Raw genomic sequence first — 16,058 nt, 5'->3', positions numbered from 1 at the left:
CCATACCATTAGTTTAGCATTATCTTAATTAAGGTAATGCTAAATAACCATGACTGAACTCGAACAACTTCAGGCCAGCGCTGAGCAGGCCGCCACGCTGTTAAAAGCCATGAGCAATCCGCATCGGCTGCTGATCCTGTGTACGCTGTGCGACGCCCCCGGAACCCGCGCGGGCGATCTGGCGCGCGCCACCGGGCTAAGCCCCTCGGCCACCTCTCAGCATCTGGCGCGTATGCGTGAAGAGGGGCTTATCGACAGCACCCGGGAAGCGCAACGCATTCTTTACTCCATCAAAAACGATGCGGTGCATAAGCTTATCAGCACCCTAAAATCCCTTTACTGTCCGTGAGGAGCTGCCATGTCACTTCCTGTTATTTCACCGCAGCAGGCACGCGCCCTGATTGATAAGGGCGCAAAACTTGTCGATATTCGCGATGCCGACGAGTATGCCCGCGAGCATATTCCGGCCGCGCGCGCCATACCGCTGGATTCCTTACCCGGCGAGCTACACCCGGCTCCCGGTGAAACGGTCATTTTTCACTGTCAGTCCGGGATGCGAACCTCAAACAATGCCGCACGTCTTGCCCTGGCGGCGTCGCCTGCGCAGGCATTCGTGGTTGAGGGGGGAATTCAGGGCTGGAAACAGGCCGGGCTGCCGACCATTGAAGACAAAACCCAGCCGCTTCCGCTGATGCGTCAGGTGCAGATCGCCGCCGGGCTGCTGATCCTTTGCGGCGTGTTGCTGGGTTACGGCGTCTCCAGCCTCTTTTTCCTACTGAGCGGATTTGTGGGGGCCGGACTGCTGTTCGCTGGCGTAACCGGTTTTTGCGGCATGGCGCGATTGCTGAAAGTGATGCCGTGGAACCGCCGTACCTCATAAGCAGTAACAGACAGATTAGACTGTACCCCGTCCGGGACGTGGGCTATGGTGAAGATCATTACAATGATGAGGAGGTGCTATGTTTTCTGTCGGCGATTATGTCCAACCGCGTCAGGGCGGTCCTAAATTAAAAGTGCTCGACGTGAAGGGTGAAAGCATTGTGGCCGTACAGGCCAGCGATGAGCAGGGCGAGAAATATACCCTGAAAGCGGCGGACGTTGTGCTGTATACCGAAGAAGGTGACTTCGGCGTCTGCTAAGTCAATAACCGGGCGGACTCTGCCGCCCGATTCACGGATTAGATCAGGAAATCATCCAGGCTCTTACCGTTTGCCAGTGCAGTCGCAATAGGCTTCGGCGTGCGGCCCTGGCCGGTCCACGTTTTCACCTCACCGTTGGCGTCGGTAAAGCGATATTTTGGTTCGCGCGTTTTACGTTTTTTCGCCGGCTGGCCCGCATTGATCAGGTCATTGCCGAGCAAATCGCTCGGGGAAATACCGTCGGCTTTCATCAGCTCCAGCAGCGCATTAATTTTCTCCTGCTGTTCAGCGCGCTGCCGTTCCAATTCCGCCTGCTCGGTGCGTTTTTCCTCAGTCACGATCCTGACTTTTTCCAGCACGTCTTCCAGAACTTCCAGGGATAATTCACGCGCCAGCGCACGAAGCGTACGGATATTATTAAGATTCTGTAACGTCAAAGACATATAAATTAAAAACCTTTTCAGAGGGGTAAATTGAAAATTAAGCTGCAAGAATAATTCATTTTTATCGCAATATCCACCCATGGACCCTTTTTGACATTATTGTAAATATTTTGAAAACATATTATTCATATATCCCCTCAGCACATGGATAGCGTTCCGGCGTATTAATCATCCCATCAATCAATGCTTCCCCGGATGAAAGGCAGGTTTCGGCACACTGTTAGCTCAACACATTGATTTGCAGTAATAAATGCGGGTAAGAGAGAGAAAATAACGCAGCGCGTAAGAAATAACCAATTTTAGAGAATTTTGTGGACAAAACGCCTGCAAATAAAAATTTATCACTAGTTGTTAGTTTATAGCCAGAGACTTATTCTATGCTCGATAAACAAACCAATCTAATGCACTGGCTTAAGCTGCTCAATGCCGTCATTTTGTCCATTTCAAGGAGTTCAGACATGTTCTCACCGCAATCTCGCCTGCGCCACGCGGTAGCGGATACGTTCGCGATGGTTGTCTACTGTTCCGTTGTGAACATGGTGATTGAAATCGTTCTCTCTGGCATGACGTTTGAGCAGTCGCTCTCCTCGCGCCTGGTGGCTATCCCGGTCAATATCCTGATTGCCTGGCCTTACGGGTTTTACCGTGACGCCGTGATGCGCTTTGCCCGCCGCGTTAGCCCGGGTGGATGGGCAAAAAATCTGGCGGATGTGCTGGCGTATGTGACCTTCCAGTCGCCGGTATATGTGGTGATTTTATTGACGGTAGGAGCAAGCTGGCAGCAAATCGCCGCGGCGGTCAGCTCGAATATCGTGGTGTCGATGCTGATGGGTGCGGTGTACGGTTATTTTCTCGACTACTGCCGTCGCCTGTTTAAGGTCAGCCGCTACAGCCAGGCCTGAGCAGGAAGGTAAGCGACTGGCGCAGGCCAGTCGCACGTTTACTGCGCGTCGCCAAACAGTCCCTGCAGGAACCGTTCCAGCGCCATGCGTGAACTGAAACCATGCGGTATACCATAATGCTCATGCCTTTCTCCGCCTAAATAGAGCGGAAATTGCTGATACTGATCGCAGGTTTTAATATCCGAGGCAGGCTCAGCAAATGTCTGACTTCTGTCTTTCAGTGTCGGGTGAATAATGAGAGCCGTACGCCCCATTCTCGCTTCACGGTTGACGTAAACATAATTCTCACCGCGGCGATATCCATAGGCTTTAGTCGTCACCGCATCCATGGTAAATCCCGCCTTTTCAAGAACGCGCGCCACCTCATCAGGTCGTAAATACATATATATTCCTCGTTATCTTTTCCTGCACGGCAACCTTACCGTATTGAGCAATAGCAGCGCCCTCAGAATATTCCATAAACTGCGCAATACGCCGTGACTGACTTCAGATATTAAATTCATGAGCTAAACTAAACGGGAATGCAAAATTAAGGAGGATCGTATGTTTAACAGACCGAACCGAAACGAAATTAACGACGACGCTCAGGATATTCGTAACGATGTCAGCCAATTAGCGGACACGCTGGAGGAAGTGCTGAAATCCTGGGGTTCTGATGCGAAGGACGAAGCAGATGCCGCGAAACGTAAGGCTCAGTCTCTGCTGCGTGAAACCCGTGCCCGGATGAACGGCCGTTCACGCACTTCACAGGCCGCCTGCGACGCGATGAGCTGCGCCAGCACCTTCGTGCGTGAGAAACCGATGTGCGCGCTGGGAACCGTCGCCGCCGTCGGTATTTTTGTCGGCGCATTGCTCAGCCTGCGTAAGTAATTCGCGGTGAACGCTGCCCCGGTTGCCTCAGGCGCCGGGGCTTTTCTTTGCCTGCTGCGCTGAAAAACCCGTACAGCACACCCTGCCCCGCTATGCTCATCATCGTGGCGATATCAATCTAAATTTCCCATATCTTGTATGGTTGAAACTTATCACAACTACATCTAGTATTCCCTTTAGCAAGATACACACAACCTGACGCGATACATCGCGCCGCTTTCTCATTCTAAATGGAAATACGAATCATGAGCATTATTATTTACACTCGTAACAATTGTGTTCAGTGCCACGCCACCAAACGCGCCATGGAAAGCCGCGGCGTTGCGTTTGAGATGGTGAATATCGACACGGTCCCGGACGCCGCAGACTCTCTGCGTGCGCAGGGTTTCCGGCAGTTGCCGGTGGTGATCGCCGGGGAAACCAGCTGGTCTGGCTTTCGCCCGGATATGATCAACCGCCTTGCCGCCCAGGCCGCCCGTGCATGAGTGGGCTGGTCTTCTTCTCCAGCAGCTCGGAAAACACGCTCCGCTTTATGGCGCGCGTCGGGTTGCCTGCGATCCGCATTCCGCTCAACGAGCGGGAGCGGATTCAGGTGACTGAACCCTACATCCTGGTGGTGCCCAGCTATGGCGGCGGCGGAACAGCGGGGGCCGTGCCCCGGCAGGTGATCCGCTTTCTTAACGATCCTCAAAACCGACAGCTTATCCGCGGCGTGATCGCGGCGGGTAACCGTAATTTCGGCGATGCGTTTGGACGCGCCGGGGATGTCATCTCTCAAAAATGCGGCGTGCCGTATCTCTATCGCTTTGAACTGATGGGGACACAGCAGGACGTAGAAAACGTGCGTAAAGGAGTGAACGAATTTTGGCAACGACAACCGCAGAACCCGTAGTCCAGGCGACACCGGATTACCACGCATTAAACGCGATGCTTAACCTCTACGATCGTGAGGGGCACATACAGTTTGGCAAAGACCATGATGCGGTGGACGCCTTTTTTGCCACCCACGTTCGCCCGAACACCGTGGCTTTTGAGAGCATCCAACAGCGTCTCGATTATCTTGTCAAAGAGGGCTACTACGAAGAGCGCGTGCTCGCCCGCTACGGGCGTGACGCCATCGTTAAGCTGTTCGAGCATGCGCACGCCAGGGGTTTTCGCTTCCAGACCTTTCTCGGGGCGTGGAAGTATTACACCAGCTACACCCTGAAAACCTTCGACGGTAAACGCTATCTCGAAACCTTTGAGGATCGGGTGGTGATGGTGGCACTCACCCTGGCGCAGGGGGATGAGGCGCTGGCCGTGCAACTCACCGATGAGATCCTCTCGGGCCGTTTCCAGCCAGCCACCCCAACCTTTCTCAACGCCGGGAAAGCGCAGCGCGGCGAACTGGTCTCCTGCTTCCTGCTGCGCATCGAAGACAATATGGAGTCGATTGGCCGGGCGGTGAACTCGGCTTTACAGCTCTCTAAACGCGGCGGCGGCGTGGCGTTTCTGCTCTCCAACCTGCGCGAAGCGGGTGCGCCGATTAAGCGCATCGAAAACCAGTCCTCCGGCGTTATTCCGGTGATGAAAATGCTCGAGGATGCGTTCTCCTACGCTAACCAGCTGGGTGCGCGTCAGGGAGCCGGGGCGGTGTATCTGCATGCGCACCACCCGGATATCCTGCGTTTTCTGGATACCAAACGCGAAAACGCCGATGAAAAAATTCGCATTAAAACCCTGTCACTTGGCGTGGTGATCCCGGATATCACCTTCCAACTGGCGAAAGAGAATGCCGATATGGCGCTGTTCTCACCCTACGATATCGAACGTCTTTACGGTAAAGCCTTTGGCGACGTGGCGATAAGCGAACGTTACGATGAACTCGTGGCCGACGATCGCATCCGCAAAAAGTACATAAACGCCCGCGATTTCTTCCAGACGCTCGCCGAGATCCAGTTTGAGTCCGGCTATCCGTACATCATGTACGAGGACACGGTAAACCGCGCCAATCCGATTGCCGGGCGCATCAACATGAGCAACCTGTGCTCGGAAATTTTGCAGGTCAACGCGGCGTCGACCTATGACGAAAACCTTGATTACGCCGACGTGGGCAAGGATATCTCCTGCAACCTCGGGTCGCTGAATATTGCGCACACCATGGACTCCCCCGATTTTGGCCGCACCGTGGAGACCGCCGTACGCGGGCTTACGGCGGTGTCGGACATGAGCCATATTCGCAGCGTGCCCTCGATTGAAGCGGGCAACGCCGCGTCGCACGCCATCGGCCTTGGGCAGATGAACCTGCATGGTTATCTGGCGCGCGAAGGAATAGCCTACGGCAGCCCCGAAGGGCTGGATTTCACCAATATCTATTTCTACACCATCACCTGGCACGCGCTGCACACTTCAATGATGCTGGCGCGCGAGCGCGGCCAGCGGTTCGCGGGCTTTGAGCAGTCGCGCTACGCCAGCGGCGAGTATTTTAATCAGTATCTGGAAAATGACTGGCAGCCGAAAACCGAAAAGGTGCGCCAGTTGTTTGCCCGCGCCGGGGTCACGCTGCCCACGCGCGCGATGTGGCAGCAACTGCGCGATGAGGTGATGCAACACGGCATCTATAACCAAAACCTGCAGGCGGTGCCGCCCACGGGGTCGATCTCCTACATCAACCACGCCACGTCGAGCATCCACCCGATTGTGTCGAAAATTGAGATCCGCAAGGAAGGCAAAACCGGCCGCGTCTATTACCCGGCCCCGTTTATGACCAACGAGAACCTGGCCCTGTATCAGGACGCGTATGAGATCGGCCCGGAGAAGATCATCGATACCTACGCCGAGGCGACAAAACATGTGGATCAGGGTCTGTCGCTGACGCTTTTCTTCCCGGATACCGCCACCACGCGCGATATCAACCGGGCGCAGATCTATGCCTGGAAGAAAGGCATCAAGACGCTCTACTACATTCGCCTGCGCCAGCTTGCGCTGGAAGGCACCGAAATCGAAGGCTGCGTGTCCTGCGCGCTGTAAGGAGAAAGGATGAAACTGTCACGCGTGAGTGCCGTTAACTGGAACAAGATCCAGGACGATAAAGACCTGGAGGTGTGGAACCGCCTGACCAGCAACTTCTGGTTGCCAGAGAAAGTGCCGTTATCTAACGATATTCCGGCCTGGCAAACGCTTAGCCACGCCGAGCAGCAGCTGACCATCCGCGTCTTTACCGGGCTGACGCTGCTCGACACCATTCAGAATACCGTGGGTGCGCCCGCGCTGATGAGTGACGCGCTGACGCCGCATGAAGAGGCGGTGATGTCGAACATCAGCTTTATGGAGGCGGTTCACGCCCGCTCCTACAGCTCGATTTTCTCAACCCTGTGTCAGACCAAAGATGTGGACGCCGCGTACGACTGGAGTGAGGAGTGCGAATCATTGCAGCGCAAGGCGAACCTGGTGCTGGAGTATTATCAGGCCGACGATCCGCTGAAGAAGAAAATCGCCAGCGTATTTCTGGAATCGTTCCTGTTCTATTCCGGATTCTGGCTGCCGATGTACTGGTCGAGCCGCGGCAAGCTGACCAACACCGCCGATTTGATTCGTCTGATCATTCGCGATGAAGCCGTACACGGATATTACATTGGCTATAAATATCAGAAAGGGCTGGAGAGCGTCAGCGAAGCCCGGCGCGAGGAGCTGAAAGGCTTTGCGCTGGATCTGCTGATGGATCTCTATGACAACGAGCTGAGCTATACCGAGGCGCTGTACGCCGGCTCCGGCTGGGAGGACGAGGTCAAAGCGTTTCTCTGCTACAACGCCAATAAGGCGCTGATGAACCTCGGCTACGAGGCGCTGTTTCCACCGGACATGGCGGACGTAAACCCGGCCATTCTGGCGGCGCTTTCACCCAATGCTGATGAAAACCACGATTTCTTCTCCGGCTCCGGATCGTCTTACGTAATGGGCAAAGCGGTTGAAACTGAAGATGAGGATTGGGATTTTTAAATCATTATTCCCCTCACGCTGCCCTCTCCCCTCAGGGCAGCGTGAGGGGATAATTAACGTTCATTAATTTATGATAAATCCCATGATTTTCTCCCTTATATTTCCCTGGCTACTACACTGTAATTTCCACGTCATATTCGCCTGAATCTCTTCGATACAGGCGAAATTTCCCGATGCAGAAACAAAAAATTGAGAAAAATTGAAACTGCCCTCAGCCCTTCTATCATGGGAAATTCAGCCGTTTCGCCTGTGGCAAAATTCGTGCCATAAGCAAACCCAGGGTTGTCTCAGATTCTGAGTATGTTAGGGTAATGCCAGTTAACTATTTACCATGGTAATGATATCGACATAAACAAATAACAGGACACTCTATATTGCATGGCAATTAAATTAGAAGTGAAAAATCTTTATAAAATATTTGGCGAGCATCCGCAGCGCGCATTCAAATATATTGAGAAAGGCCTCTCGAAAGAACAAATTCTGGAAAAAACCGGGCTATCGCTTGGCGTTAAAGACGCCAGTCTGGCCATTGAAGAAGGCGAGATTTTTGTCATCATGGGATTATCCGGTTCGGGTAAATCCACTATGGTTCGCCTTCTCAATCGCCTGATTGAACCCACCCGTGGACAGGTGCTGATTGATGGCGTGGATATCGCCAGAATATCAGATGCTGAGCTTCGCGAGGTGCGCAGAAAGAAGATTGCAATGGTCTTTCAGTCATTTGCGCTGATGCCACACATGACGGTATTAGATAATACCGCCTTTGGCATGGAATTAGCAGGCGCAGGCGCCGCTGAACGTCAGGAAAAAGCGCTGGATGCATTACGTCAGGTGGGCCTTGAAAATTATGCCCACGCTTATCCAGATGAACTTTCTGGTGGGATGCGTCAGCGCGTAGGATTAGCCCGCGCATTAGCCATTAATCCCGATATTTTATTAATGGATGAAGCCTTCTCCGCGCTCGATCCGCTAATTCGTACTGAAATGCAGGATGAGCTGGTAAAATTACAGGCTAAACATCAACGAACCGTGGTATTTATTTCTCACGATCTTGATGAAGCCATGCGTATTGGCGATCGCATTGCCATTATGCAAAACGGTGAAGTCGTGCAGGTCGGTACACCGGATGAAATACTCAATAATCCGGCGAATGATTATGTGCGAACCTTCTTCCGCGGTGTGGATATTAGCCAGGTGTTTAGCGCCAAAGATATTGCGCGCCGCACGCCGAACGGCATCATTCGCAAAACGCCAGGCTTCGGCCCACGCTCCGCGCTCAAACTGCTGCAGGATGAAGACCGTGAATACGGTTATCTGGTTGAACGCGGTAACAAATTTGTTGGCGTGGTCTCCATCGACTCCCTGAAAACCGCTCTGGCTGAAAATCAGAGCATTGATGCGGCCGTGATCGACGCCCCGCTTGCCGTGGACGCCGAAACGCCGCTTAGCGAGCTGCTCTCACACGTTGGCCAGGCACCCTGTGCCGTTCCGGTCGTCGGTGAAGAACAACAGTACGTCGGCATCATCTCAAAACGCATGTTGCTGCAGGCTTTAGATCGCGAGGGGACAAACAATGGCTGATCAATCTAACCCGTGGGGCACCACTGAAGCAGCGGACAGCGCTGCACAATCTGCCGACGCGTGGGGGTCATCCACGCCTGCGCCAACCGATGGCGGCACGGCGGACTGGCTCAACAGCGCACCTGCACCGGCGCCTGAACACTTCAATATTATGGATCCGTTCCACAAAACGCTGATCCCGCTCGACCGCTGGGTAACCGAAGGGATCGACTGGGTGGTGACGCACTTCCGCCCGGTATTCCAGGGGATCCGCGTCCCGGTGGATTACATCCTGAACGGTTTCCAGCAGATGTTGCTGGGTATGCCCGCGCCGGTAGCGATTATTCTGTTCTCCCTGATCGCCTGGCAGTTTGGCAGCGCGGGGATGGGGGTCGCCACGCTGATCTCGCTGATTGCCATCGGGGCGATTGGTGCATGGTCGCAGGCGATGATCACCCTGGCGCTGGTCTTAACCGCCCTGCTCTTCTGCGTGGTGATCGGCCTGCCGATGGGGATCTGGCTGGCGCGAAGCCCGCGGGCGGCGAAGATCATTCGCCCGCTGCTGGACGCCATGCAGACCACGCCTGCGTTCGTCTACCTGGTACCTATCGTCATGCTGTTCGGTATTGGTAACGTGCCGGGCGTGGTGGTGACCATTATCTTCGCCCTGCCGCCGATTATTCGTCTGACCATTCTGGGGATTAACCAGGTGCCAGCCGATCTCATTGAGGCGTCACGCTCGTTCGGTGCAAGCCCGCGTCAGATGCTGTTTAAGGTTCAGCTTCCGCTGGCCATGCCAACCATCATGGCAGGCGTTAACCAGACGCTGATGCTGGCGCTGTCGATGGTGGTTATCGCCTCGATGATCGCCGTGGGCGGTCTGGGCCAGATGGTGCTGCGCGGCATTGGCCGGCTCGATATGGGGCTGGCTACCGTAGGCGGCGTGGGCATTGTGATCCTCGCCATTATTCTTGACCGCCTGACCCAGGCCGTCGGTCGTGATTCACGCAGTCGCGGCAACCGTCGCTGGTATACCACCGGCCCTGTCGGGTTAATCACCCGCCCTTTCACGAAATCAAAATAAGGAACAACGATGCGACATAAGGTACTTTTTGCCACAGCGTTTGCCACCCTTGTCTCCACCAGCACGTTTGCGGCAGACCTGCCGGGCAAAGGCATCACCGTACAGCCGGTGCAGAGCACCATTTCGGAAGAGAGTTTCCAGACGTTGATCGTCAGCCGCGCGCTGGAAAAACTGGGCTACACGGTGAACACGCCGAGCGAAGTGGATTACAACGTGGGCTATACCTCCATTGCCTCCGGCGATGCGACGTTCACCGCCGTTAACTGGCAGCCACTGCACGACGACATGTATGCTGCTGCGGGCGGGGACAAGAAGTTTTATCGTGAAGGCACCTTCGTGACCGGCGCGGCGCAGGGTTATCTGATCGACAAGAAAACCGCCGAGCAGTATCACATCACCAATATTGAACAGCTGAAAGATCCGAAGATCGCCAAACTGTTCGACACCAACGGTGACGGCAAGGCCGATATGATGGGCTGCTCACCGGGCTGGGGCTGCGAGGCGGTCATTAACCACCAGAACAAAGCCTTCGATCTGGAGAAAACCGTCGACGTAAGCCACGGCAACTACTCGGCGATGATGGCCGATACCATTGCCCGCTTCAAAGAGGGTAAGCCGGTTATCTATTACACCTGGACCCCATACTGGGTGAGCGACGTGCTGAAGCCGGGTAAAGACGTGGTGTGGCTGCAGGTGCCGTTCTCTTCTCTGCCGGGCGAGCAGAAAGATATCGACACTAAGCTGCCGAACGGCATGAACTACGGCTTCCCGGTCAATACCATGCACATCGTTGCCAACAAAGCCTGGGCTGAGAAAAACCCGGCGGCGGCGAAGCTGTTCTCGGTAATGAAACTGCCGCTGGCGGACATCAACGCCCAGAACGCCATGATGCATGACGGCAAATCGTCTGAAGCGGACGTGAAAGGCCATGTCGACGGCTGGATCAAAGCCCACCAGCAGCAGTTTGATGGTTGGGTGAAAGAGGCGCTGGCCGCGCAGAAGTAATGCTTTGTCCCTTCACTCCTGCCCTCTCCCTCCGGGAGAGGGTCAGGGTAAGGGAGACCTAAACCGCACAATCCACCACGTAACAACTCCCCAACATTCTCAATCATTCGGTATGATGGTTTCCGGAAAAATAATCACTCAACTGACGATCCGCAAACCTGATGACCAAATCAACTCAAGGGCTTAGCCCGGCGCTTATCCTTTTAATGTCTGTGGCAACGGGCCTTGCCGTCGCCAGCAACTATTACGCACAGCCTCTGCTCGACACCATCGCCCGCGCGTTTGACCTCTCTGCCAGCTCGGCGGGTTTTATTGTGACGGCCGCGCAGCTCGGCTATGCCGCAGGGCTGCTGTTCCTCGTCCCGCTCGGTGATATGTTTGAGCGTCGCATGCTGATTGTCTCCATGACGCTGCTGGCCGCAGGCGGCATGCTGATTACCGCAAGCAGCCAGTCGCTGGGGATGATGATCCTCGGCACCGCGTTGACGGGGCTGTTCTCGGTGGTGGCGCAAATTCTGGTCCCGCTCGCCGCTACGCTTGCCGCACCGGAAAAGCGTGGCAAAGTGGTCGGGACCATCATGAGCGGCCTGCTGCTGGGGATTTTGCTGGCGCGAACCGTTGCGGGGCTGCTGGCGAGTCTCGGCGGATGGCGTACCGTGTACTGGGTGGCGAGCGTGCTGATGGTAATCATGGCCCTGGCGCTGTGGCGTGGTCTGCCAAAGGTGACGCAGGAAAACCACCTGAACTATCCCCAGCTTCTGGCCTCCGTTTTTAGCCTGTTCACTCAGGATAAACTGCTGCGTACCCGCGCTATTCTGGGCTGTTTCACTTTTGCCAACTTTAGCATTCTGTGGACATCGATGGCGTTCCTGCTCGCTGCGCCGCCGTTTAACTATTCCGAAGGTGTGATTGGCCTGTTTGGCCTCGCAGGGGCGGCAGGTGCCCTGGGCGCGCGTCCGGCCGGTGGGCTGGCCGATAAGGGCAAGTCGCACATGACCACCAGCGCCGGGCTAGTGCTGTTGCTGCTCTCGTGGGCCGCTATCTGGTATGGACATGTTTCCGTGCTGGCGCTGATCGTCGGTATTCTGGTGCTCGACCTCACCGTGCAGGGCGTGCACATCACTAACCAGACCGTCATTTACCGGGTGAAGCCTGAAGCGCGTAACCGCCTGACCGCGGGCTACATGACCAGCTACTTTATCGGCGGTGCAGCCGGGTCGTTGATTTCGGCCTCTGCCTGGCAGCATGCCGGCTGGACGGGTGTCTGCGCCATCGGGGCCATTGTCGCCACGCTGAACCTGCTGGTCTGGTGGCGCGGCTATCATCGGCAGGACGCGATTCATTAAGTTTTACATTGCTTTGGGCCTCTTAGGGTGTAAAGGGGCCCTGCTCTCTGTTAATGTAAACGTAATCATTTATCCCAGAAATTTTAATGTGGGTGACATATTTACAACCGGCATGAATAGTTCAGACCCCCGTCCTCACATCCTCCTTCCCTGGGAAATTCCCCGCCCTTTCTGTGCTCACCGGGTCACGGACCTACCCGGCGCTTTATGATGGTGACATTCATGCTGCGGATATAACCGCACAAATAATTCATTTACATTATTTGTCACTATCGTTACTATATCGGCTGTAATTAATGAGGTTATGCCCAAATGGATAGTTCGTTTACGCCCATTGAACAAATGCTTAAATTCCGCGCCAGTCGTCATGAGGACTTCCCGTATCAGGAGATCCTGTTGACCCGCCTGTGCATGCACATGCAGGGTAAGCTGCTGGATAACCGTAATAAGATGCTGAAAGCTCAAGGGATTAACGAGACGTTATTTATGGCGTTGATTACGCTGGAGTCTCAGGAAAACCACAGTATTCAGCCGTCTGAGCTGAGCTGCGCGCTGGGCTCGTCCCGCACCAATGCTACCCGTATTGCCGATGAGCTGGAAAAACGCGGCTGGATTGAGCGCCGTGAAAGCGACAACGATCGTCGTTGCCTGCATCTGCAACTGACCGATAAAGGTCACCAATTCCTGCGTGAGGTGCTGCCACCTCAGCACAACTGCCTGCACCAGCTTTGGTCTGCCCTCAGCACCGCCGAGCGCGAGCAGCTTGAGCAAATCACGCGCAAACTTCTTACCCGTCTGGACCAGATGGATGAAGATGGCGCCGTTCTTGAGGCGCTGCGCTAACGCGACAACACGCTCGAACATCCAGAGTTTAAAAAGAAAATCGACAGGCCAGCACGTAATACTGCTGGCCTTTCTGACAACAGGTCGGCTCAGCCGATGTGAAAATAAGAAGATTGTGGAGAACAACAATGAGCGCAAATGCGGAGACCACCAACCCGCAGCAACCGGCCAACAAGAAAGGTAAACGTAAGGGCGCCCTTCTTCTGTTGACCTTGCTCTTTATTATTATTGCCGTGGCATATGGGATTTATTGGTTTTTGGTATTGCGTCACGTCGAAGAGACGGACGATGCCTACGTGGCAGGGAACCAGGTACAAATTATGGCGCAGGTGTCGGGCAGCGTGACGAAAGTCTGGGCTGACAATACCGACTTTGTGCAAAAAGGCGATGTGCTGGTCACGCTCGACCCGACCGACGCCCAACAGGCGTTTGAAAAAGCGCAGACGCAGCTGGCCTCCAGCGTGCGTCAAACCCGCCAGCTGATGATCAACAGTAAACAGCTGCAGGCCAGCATCGATGTGCAGAAAACCGCACTGGCGCAGGCCCAGAGCGACCTGAACCGTCGCGTTCCGCTCGGCACCGCCAACCTGATTGGCCGTGAAGAGCTGCAGCACGCGCGTGACGCCGTGGCCAGCGCGCAGGCCCAGTTGGATGTCGCCATTCAGCAATACAACGCCAACCAGGCGATGGTGCTGGGCACCAGTCTGGAAAACCAGCCTGCGGTAAAACAGGCGGCGACCGAAGTGCGTAACGCATGGCTTGCCCTGCAGCGTACCAAAATCGTCAGCCCAATGACCGGCTACGTCTCTCGCCGCTCGGTTCAGCCTGGCGCGCAGATCGGCACAACGACCCCGCTGATGGCGGTGGTTCCGGCAAACAACCTGTGGGTGGATGCCAACTTCAAAGAGACGCAGCTTGCCCACATGCGTATCGGCCAGACCGCAACCGTTGTCAGCGACATCTACGGTGATGACGTGAAATACACCGGTAAAGTGGTGGGTCTCGATATGGGTACCGGCAGCGCATTTAGCCTGCTGCCTGCGCAGAACGCCACCGGTAACTGGATCAAAGTGGTTCAGCGTCTGCCCGTGCGTATCGAACTGGATGCCAAACAGCTGGCGGATCATCCGCTGCGTATTGGCCTTTCCACGCTGGTGACGGTCGATACCGCCAACCGCGACGGACAGATCCTGGCAAGCCAGGTGCGTAGCAGCCCGGCGTACGAAAGTAACGCCCGTGAAATTAACCTCGATCCGGTCAACAAGCTGATCGATGACATCGTGAAGGCAAACGCCGGTTAAGCCGAAGGTGAGCGCTATGCAACAGCAAAAGCCGCAAAAACCGCTGGAAGGGGCGCAACTGGTCATTATGACCATTGCGCTTTCGCTGGCGACATTCATGCAGGTGCTGGACTCCACCATCGCAAACGTGGCGATCCCAACGATTGCCGGTAACCTTGGCTCGTCGCTGAGCCAGGGAACCTGGGTCATTACCTCGTTCGGGGTGGCGAACGCCATCTCTATCCCTATCACCGGCTGGCTGGCGAAGCGCGTCGGTGAGGTGAAACTGTTCCTATGGTCGACTATCGCCTTTGTACTCGCCTCGTGGGCGTGCGGCGTGTCATCCAGCCTGACCATGCTGATCTTCTTCCGCGTGATCCAGGGGATCGTTGCCGGGCCCTTGATTCCGCTGTCGCAGAGTCTGCTGCTCAACAACTATCCACCCGCCAAACGCTCTATCGCGCTGGCGCTGTGGTCAATGACGGTGATTGTCGCCCCGATTTGCGGTCCTATTCTGGGCGGCTATATCAGCGATAACTATCACTGGGGCTGGATCTTCTTCATCAACGTGCCGATTGGCGCGGTCGTGGTGATGTTGACCCTGCAAACGCTGCGCGGTCGCGAAACCCGAACCGAGCAGCGGCGAATTGATGCCGTTGGCCTGGCGCTGCTGGTGCTGGGGATTGGTAGCCTGCAGGTGATGCTCGATCAGGGTAAAGAGCTGGACTGGTTTAACTCGAAAGAGATTATCGTTCTGACGGTTGTCGCGGTGATCTCGCTGAGCTTCCTGATTGTCTGGGAGCTGACGGACGATAACCCAATTGTCGATCTCTCGCTCTTTAAGTCGCGAAACTTCACCATCGGCTGCCTGTGTATCAGCCTGGCCTATATGCTCTACTTCGGCGCAATTGTGTTGCTGCCGCAGCTTTTGCAGGAGGTATACGGCTACACCGCAACCTGGGCAGGGCTGGCCTCTGCGCCGGTTGGGCTGATCCCAGTGCTGCTGTCGCCGATTATTGGCCGCTTCGCCCACAAGCTCGATATGCGCAGGCTGGTGACGTTCAGCTTCATTATGTATGCCGTGTGCTTCTACTGGCGCGCCTATACCTTCGAACCGGGCATGGACTTTGGCGCCTCCGCGTGGCCGCAGTTTATTCAGGGCTTCGCCGTGGCGTGCTTCTTTATGCCGCTCACCACCATCACGCTTTCCGGCTTGCCGCCTGAGCGTATGGCGGCGGCGTCGAGCCTGTCGAACTTTACCCGAACGCTGGCAGGCTCCATCGGGACATCGATCACCACCACGCTCTGGACCAACCGTGAATCAATGCACCATGCCCAGCTGACGGAAGCGGTGAATCCGTTTAACCCGAATGCCCAGCAGATGTACAGCCAGCTGCAGGGTATGGGCATGACGGAGCAGCAGGCGTCCGGCTGGATCGCCCAGCAGATCACCAACCAGGGGCTGATTATCTCCGCCAACGAGATTTTCTGGATCTCAGCAGGGATTTTCCTCGTGCTGCTGGGGCTGGTGTGGTTTGCCAGACCACCGTTTGGTGCCGGTAGCGGCGGCGGCGGCGCGCACTAACCTTTTGTGCAGGATGCCGGGCG

The 16,058-nt window shown here is 55.5% G+C and carries 18 protein-coding genes; 16 read left to right on the top strand and 2 right to left on the bottom strand.

Going from position 1 to position 16,058, the window contains the following annotated elements; translation table 11 throughout:
• Nucleotides 1-49 precede the first annotated feature (49 nt).
• From ACWKX3_RS19245 to ACWKX3_RS19235, 3 genes are all read left to right on the top strand, one after another.
• A complete protein-coding gene (locus tag ACWKX3_RS19245) occupies nt 50-349 on the top strand; it encodes an ArsR/SmtB family transcription factor (RefSeq protein ID WP_006178133.1) in 300 nt (99 codons plus the stop codon).
• A gap of 9 nt (nt 350-358) precedes the next feature.
• Nucleotides 359-880 carry a rhodanese family protein gene (locus tag ACWKX3_RS19240; protein WP_058608489.1) on the top strand — a complete coding sequence of 174 codons (522 nt, stop codon included), beginning with the start codon at nt 359-361 and terminating at the stop codon, nt 878-880.
• A gap of 79 nt (nt 881-959) precedes the next feature.
• Complete coding sequence (locus tag ACWKX3_RS19235; RefSeq protein WP_058608490.1) at nt 960-1,139, top strand: hypothetical protein; 180 nt, start codon at nt 960-962, stop codon at nt 1,137-1,139.
• 38 nt (nt 1,140-1,177) lie between these two features.
• On the opposite strand, the gene stpA is transcribed toward ACWKX3_RS19235, so the two are convergent.
• Nucleotides 1,178-1,582 (bottom strand): DNA-binding protein StpA, encoded by a 405-nt coding sequence (stpA, locus tag ACWKX3_RS19230; protein ID WP_042322279.1) that lies wholly within the window; start codon nt 1,580-1,582, stop codon nt 1,178-1,180.
• 458 nt (nt 1,583-2,040) lie between these two features.
• Here stpA and alaE point away from each other — a divergent pair, with 458 nt between their 5' ends.
• Nucleotides 2,041-2,484: an L-alanine exporter AlaE gene (alaE, locus tag ACWKX3_RS19225; RefSeq protein WP_042321769.1), complete on the top strand. Its 444-nt coding sequence runs from the start codon at nt 2,041-2,043 to the stop codon at nt 2,482-2,484.
• Between the two features lie 38 nt (nt 2,485-2,522).
• On the opposite strand, the gene ACWKX3_RS19220 is transcribed toward alaE, so the two are convergent.
• Nucleotides 2,523-2,867: a DUF2002 family protein gene (locus ACWKX3_RS19220; protein WP_006178138.1), complete on the bottom strand. Its 345-nt coding sequence runs from the start codon at nt 2,865-2,867 to the stop codon at nt 2,523-2,525.
• Nucleotides 2,868-3,027: 160 nt separating this feature from the next.
• Here ACWKX3_RS19220 and ACWKX3_RS19215 point away from each other — a divergent pair, with 160 nt between their 5' ends.
• The 12 genes from ACWKX3_RS19215 to emrB all read left to right on the top strand — a co-directional run bounded on the left by ACWKX3_RS19215 (nt 3,028) and on the right by emrB (nt 16,035).
• Entirely contained in the window at nt 3,028-3,354 is a 327-nt protein-coding gene (locus ACWKX3_RS19215; RefSeq protein ID WP_006178139.1) for a DUF883 domain-containing protein, read from the top strand.
• A 245-nt stretch (nt 3,355-3,599) separates the two neighbouring features.
• Nucleotides 3,600-3,839, top strand: coding sequence for a glutaredoxin-like protein NrdH (gene nrdH / locus ACWKX3_RS19210; protein WP_042321774.1), 240 nt, complete (start codon nt 3,600-3,602; stop codon nt 3,837-3,839).
• Nucleotides 3,836-4,246, top strand: a complete 411-nt coding sequence (gene nrdI, locus ACWKX3_RS19205) for a class Ib ribonucleoside-diphosphate reductase assembly flavoprotein NrdI (protein ID WP_058608491.1) — start codon at nt 3,836-3,838, stop codon at nt 4,244-4,246. Before nrdH ends, nrdI begins: the two co-directional genes overlap by 4 nt.
• On the top strand, nt 4,219-6,363 hold the full coding sequence (gene nrdE / locus ACWKX3_RS19200) for a class 1b ribonucleoside-diphosphate reductase subunit alpha (protein ID WP_404600168.1): 2,145 nt from the start codon (nt 4,219-4,221) through the stop codon (nt 6,361-6,363). Before nrdI ends, nrdE begins: the two co-directional genes overlap by 28 nt.
• 9 nt (nt 6,364-6,372) lie before the next feature.
• The gene (nrdF, locus tag ACWKX3_RS19195; protein WP_101737087.1) at nt 6,373-7,332 is read left to right on the top strand and encodes a class 1b ribonucleoside-diphosphate reductase subunit beta; all 960 of its coding nucleotides are present in this window, start codon (nt 6,373-6,375) and stop codon (nt 7,330-7,332) included.
• Between the two features lie 378 nt (nt 7,333-7,710).
• Nucleotides 7,711-8,913 (top strand): glycine betaine/L-proline ABC transporter ATP-binding protein ProV, encoded by a 1,203-nt coding sequence (gene proV / locus ACWKX3_RS19190; protein WP_006178144.1) that lies wholly within the window; start codon nt 7,711-7,713, stop codon nt 8,911-8,913.
• The gene (gene proW, locus ACWKX3_RS19185; RefSeq protein WP_058608494.1) at nt 8,906-9,976 is read left to right on the top strand and encodes a glycine betaine/L-proline ABC transporter permease ProW; all 1,071 of its coding nucleotides are present in this window, start codon (nt 8,906-8,908) and stop codon (nt 9,974-9,976) included. The genes proV and proW overlap by 8 nt, the downstream gene beginning before the upstream one ends.
• 9 nt (nt 9,977-9,985) lie before the next feature.
• The gene (proX, locus tag ACWKX3_RS19180; protein ID WP_006178146.1) at nt 9,986-10,981 is read left to right on the top strand and encodes a glycine betaine/L-proline ABC transporter substrate-binding protein ProX; all 996 of its coding nucleotides are present in this window, start codon (nt 9,986-9,988) and stop codon (nt 10,979-10,981) included.
• Between the two features lie 161 nt (nt 10,982-11,142).
• Nucleotides 11,143-12,327 (top strand): MFS transporter, encoded by a 1,185-nt coding sequence (locus tag ACWKX3_RS19175; RefSeq protein WP_404600169.1) that lies wholly within the window; start codon nt 11,143-11,145, stop codon nt 12,325-12,327.
• A 312-nt stretch (nt 12,328-12,639) separates the two neighbouring features.
• Nucleotides 12,640-13,170 carry a transcriptional repressor MprA gene (gene mprA, locus ACWKX3_RS19170; protein WP_006178149.1) on the top strand — a complete coding sequence of 177 codons (531 nt, stop codon included), beginning with the start codon at nt 12,640-12,642 and terminating at the stop codon, nt 13,168-13,170.
• A 128-nt stretch (nt 13,171-13,298) separates the two neighbouring features.
• Nucleotides 13,299-14,471 (top strand): multidrug efflux MFS transporter periplasmic adaptor subunit EmrA, encoded by a 1,173-nt coding sequence (gene emrA / locus ACWKX3_RS19165; protein WP_006178150.1) that lies wholly within the window; start codon nt 13,299-13,301, stop codon nt 14,469-14,471.
• 16 nt (nt 14,472-14,487) lie between these two features.
• Nucleotides 14,488-16,035, top strand: coding sequence for a multidrug efflux MFS transporter permease subunit EmrB (emrB, locus tag ACWKX3_RS19160; protein WP_006178151.1), 1,548 nt, complete (start codon nt 14,488-14,490; stop codon nt 16,033-16,035).
• The last annotated feature ends 23 nt before the right edge of the window (nt 16,036-16,058 follow it).

This window comes from Enterobacter sp. UPMP2052 (assembly GCF_053709675.1).
This window is presented reverse-complemented; position numbering and strand designations above follow the sequence as displayed.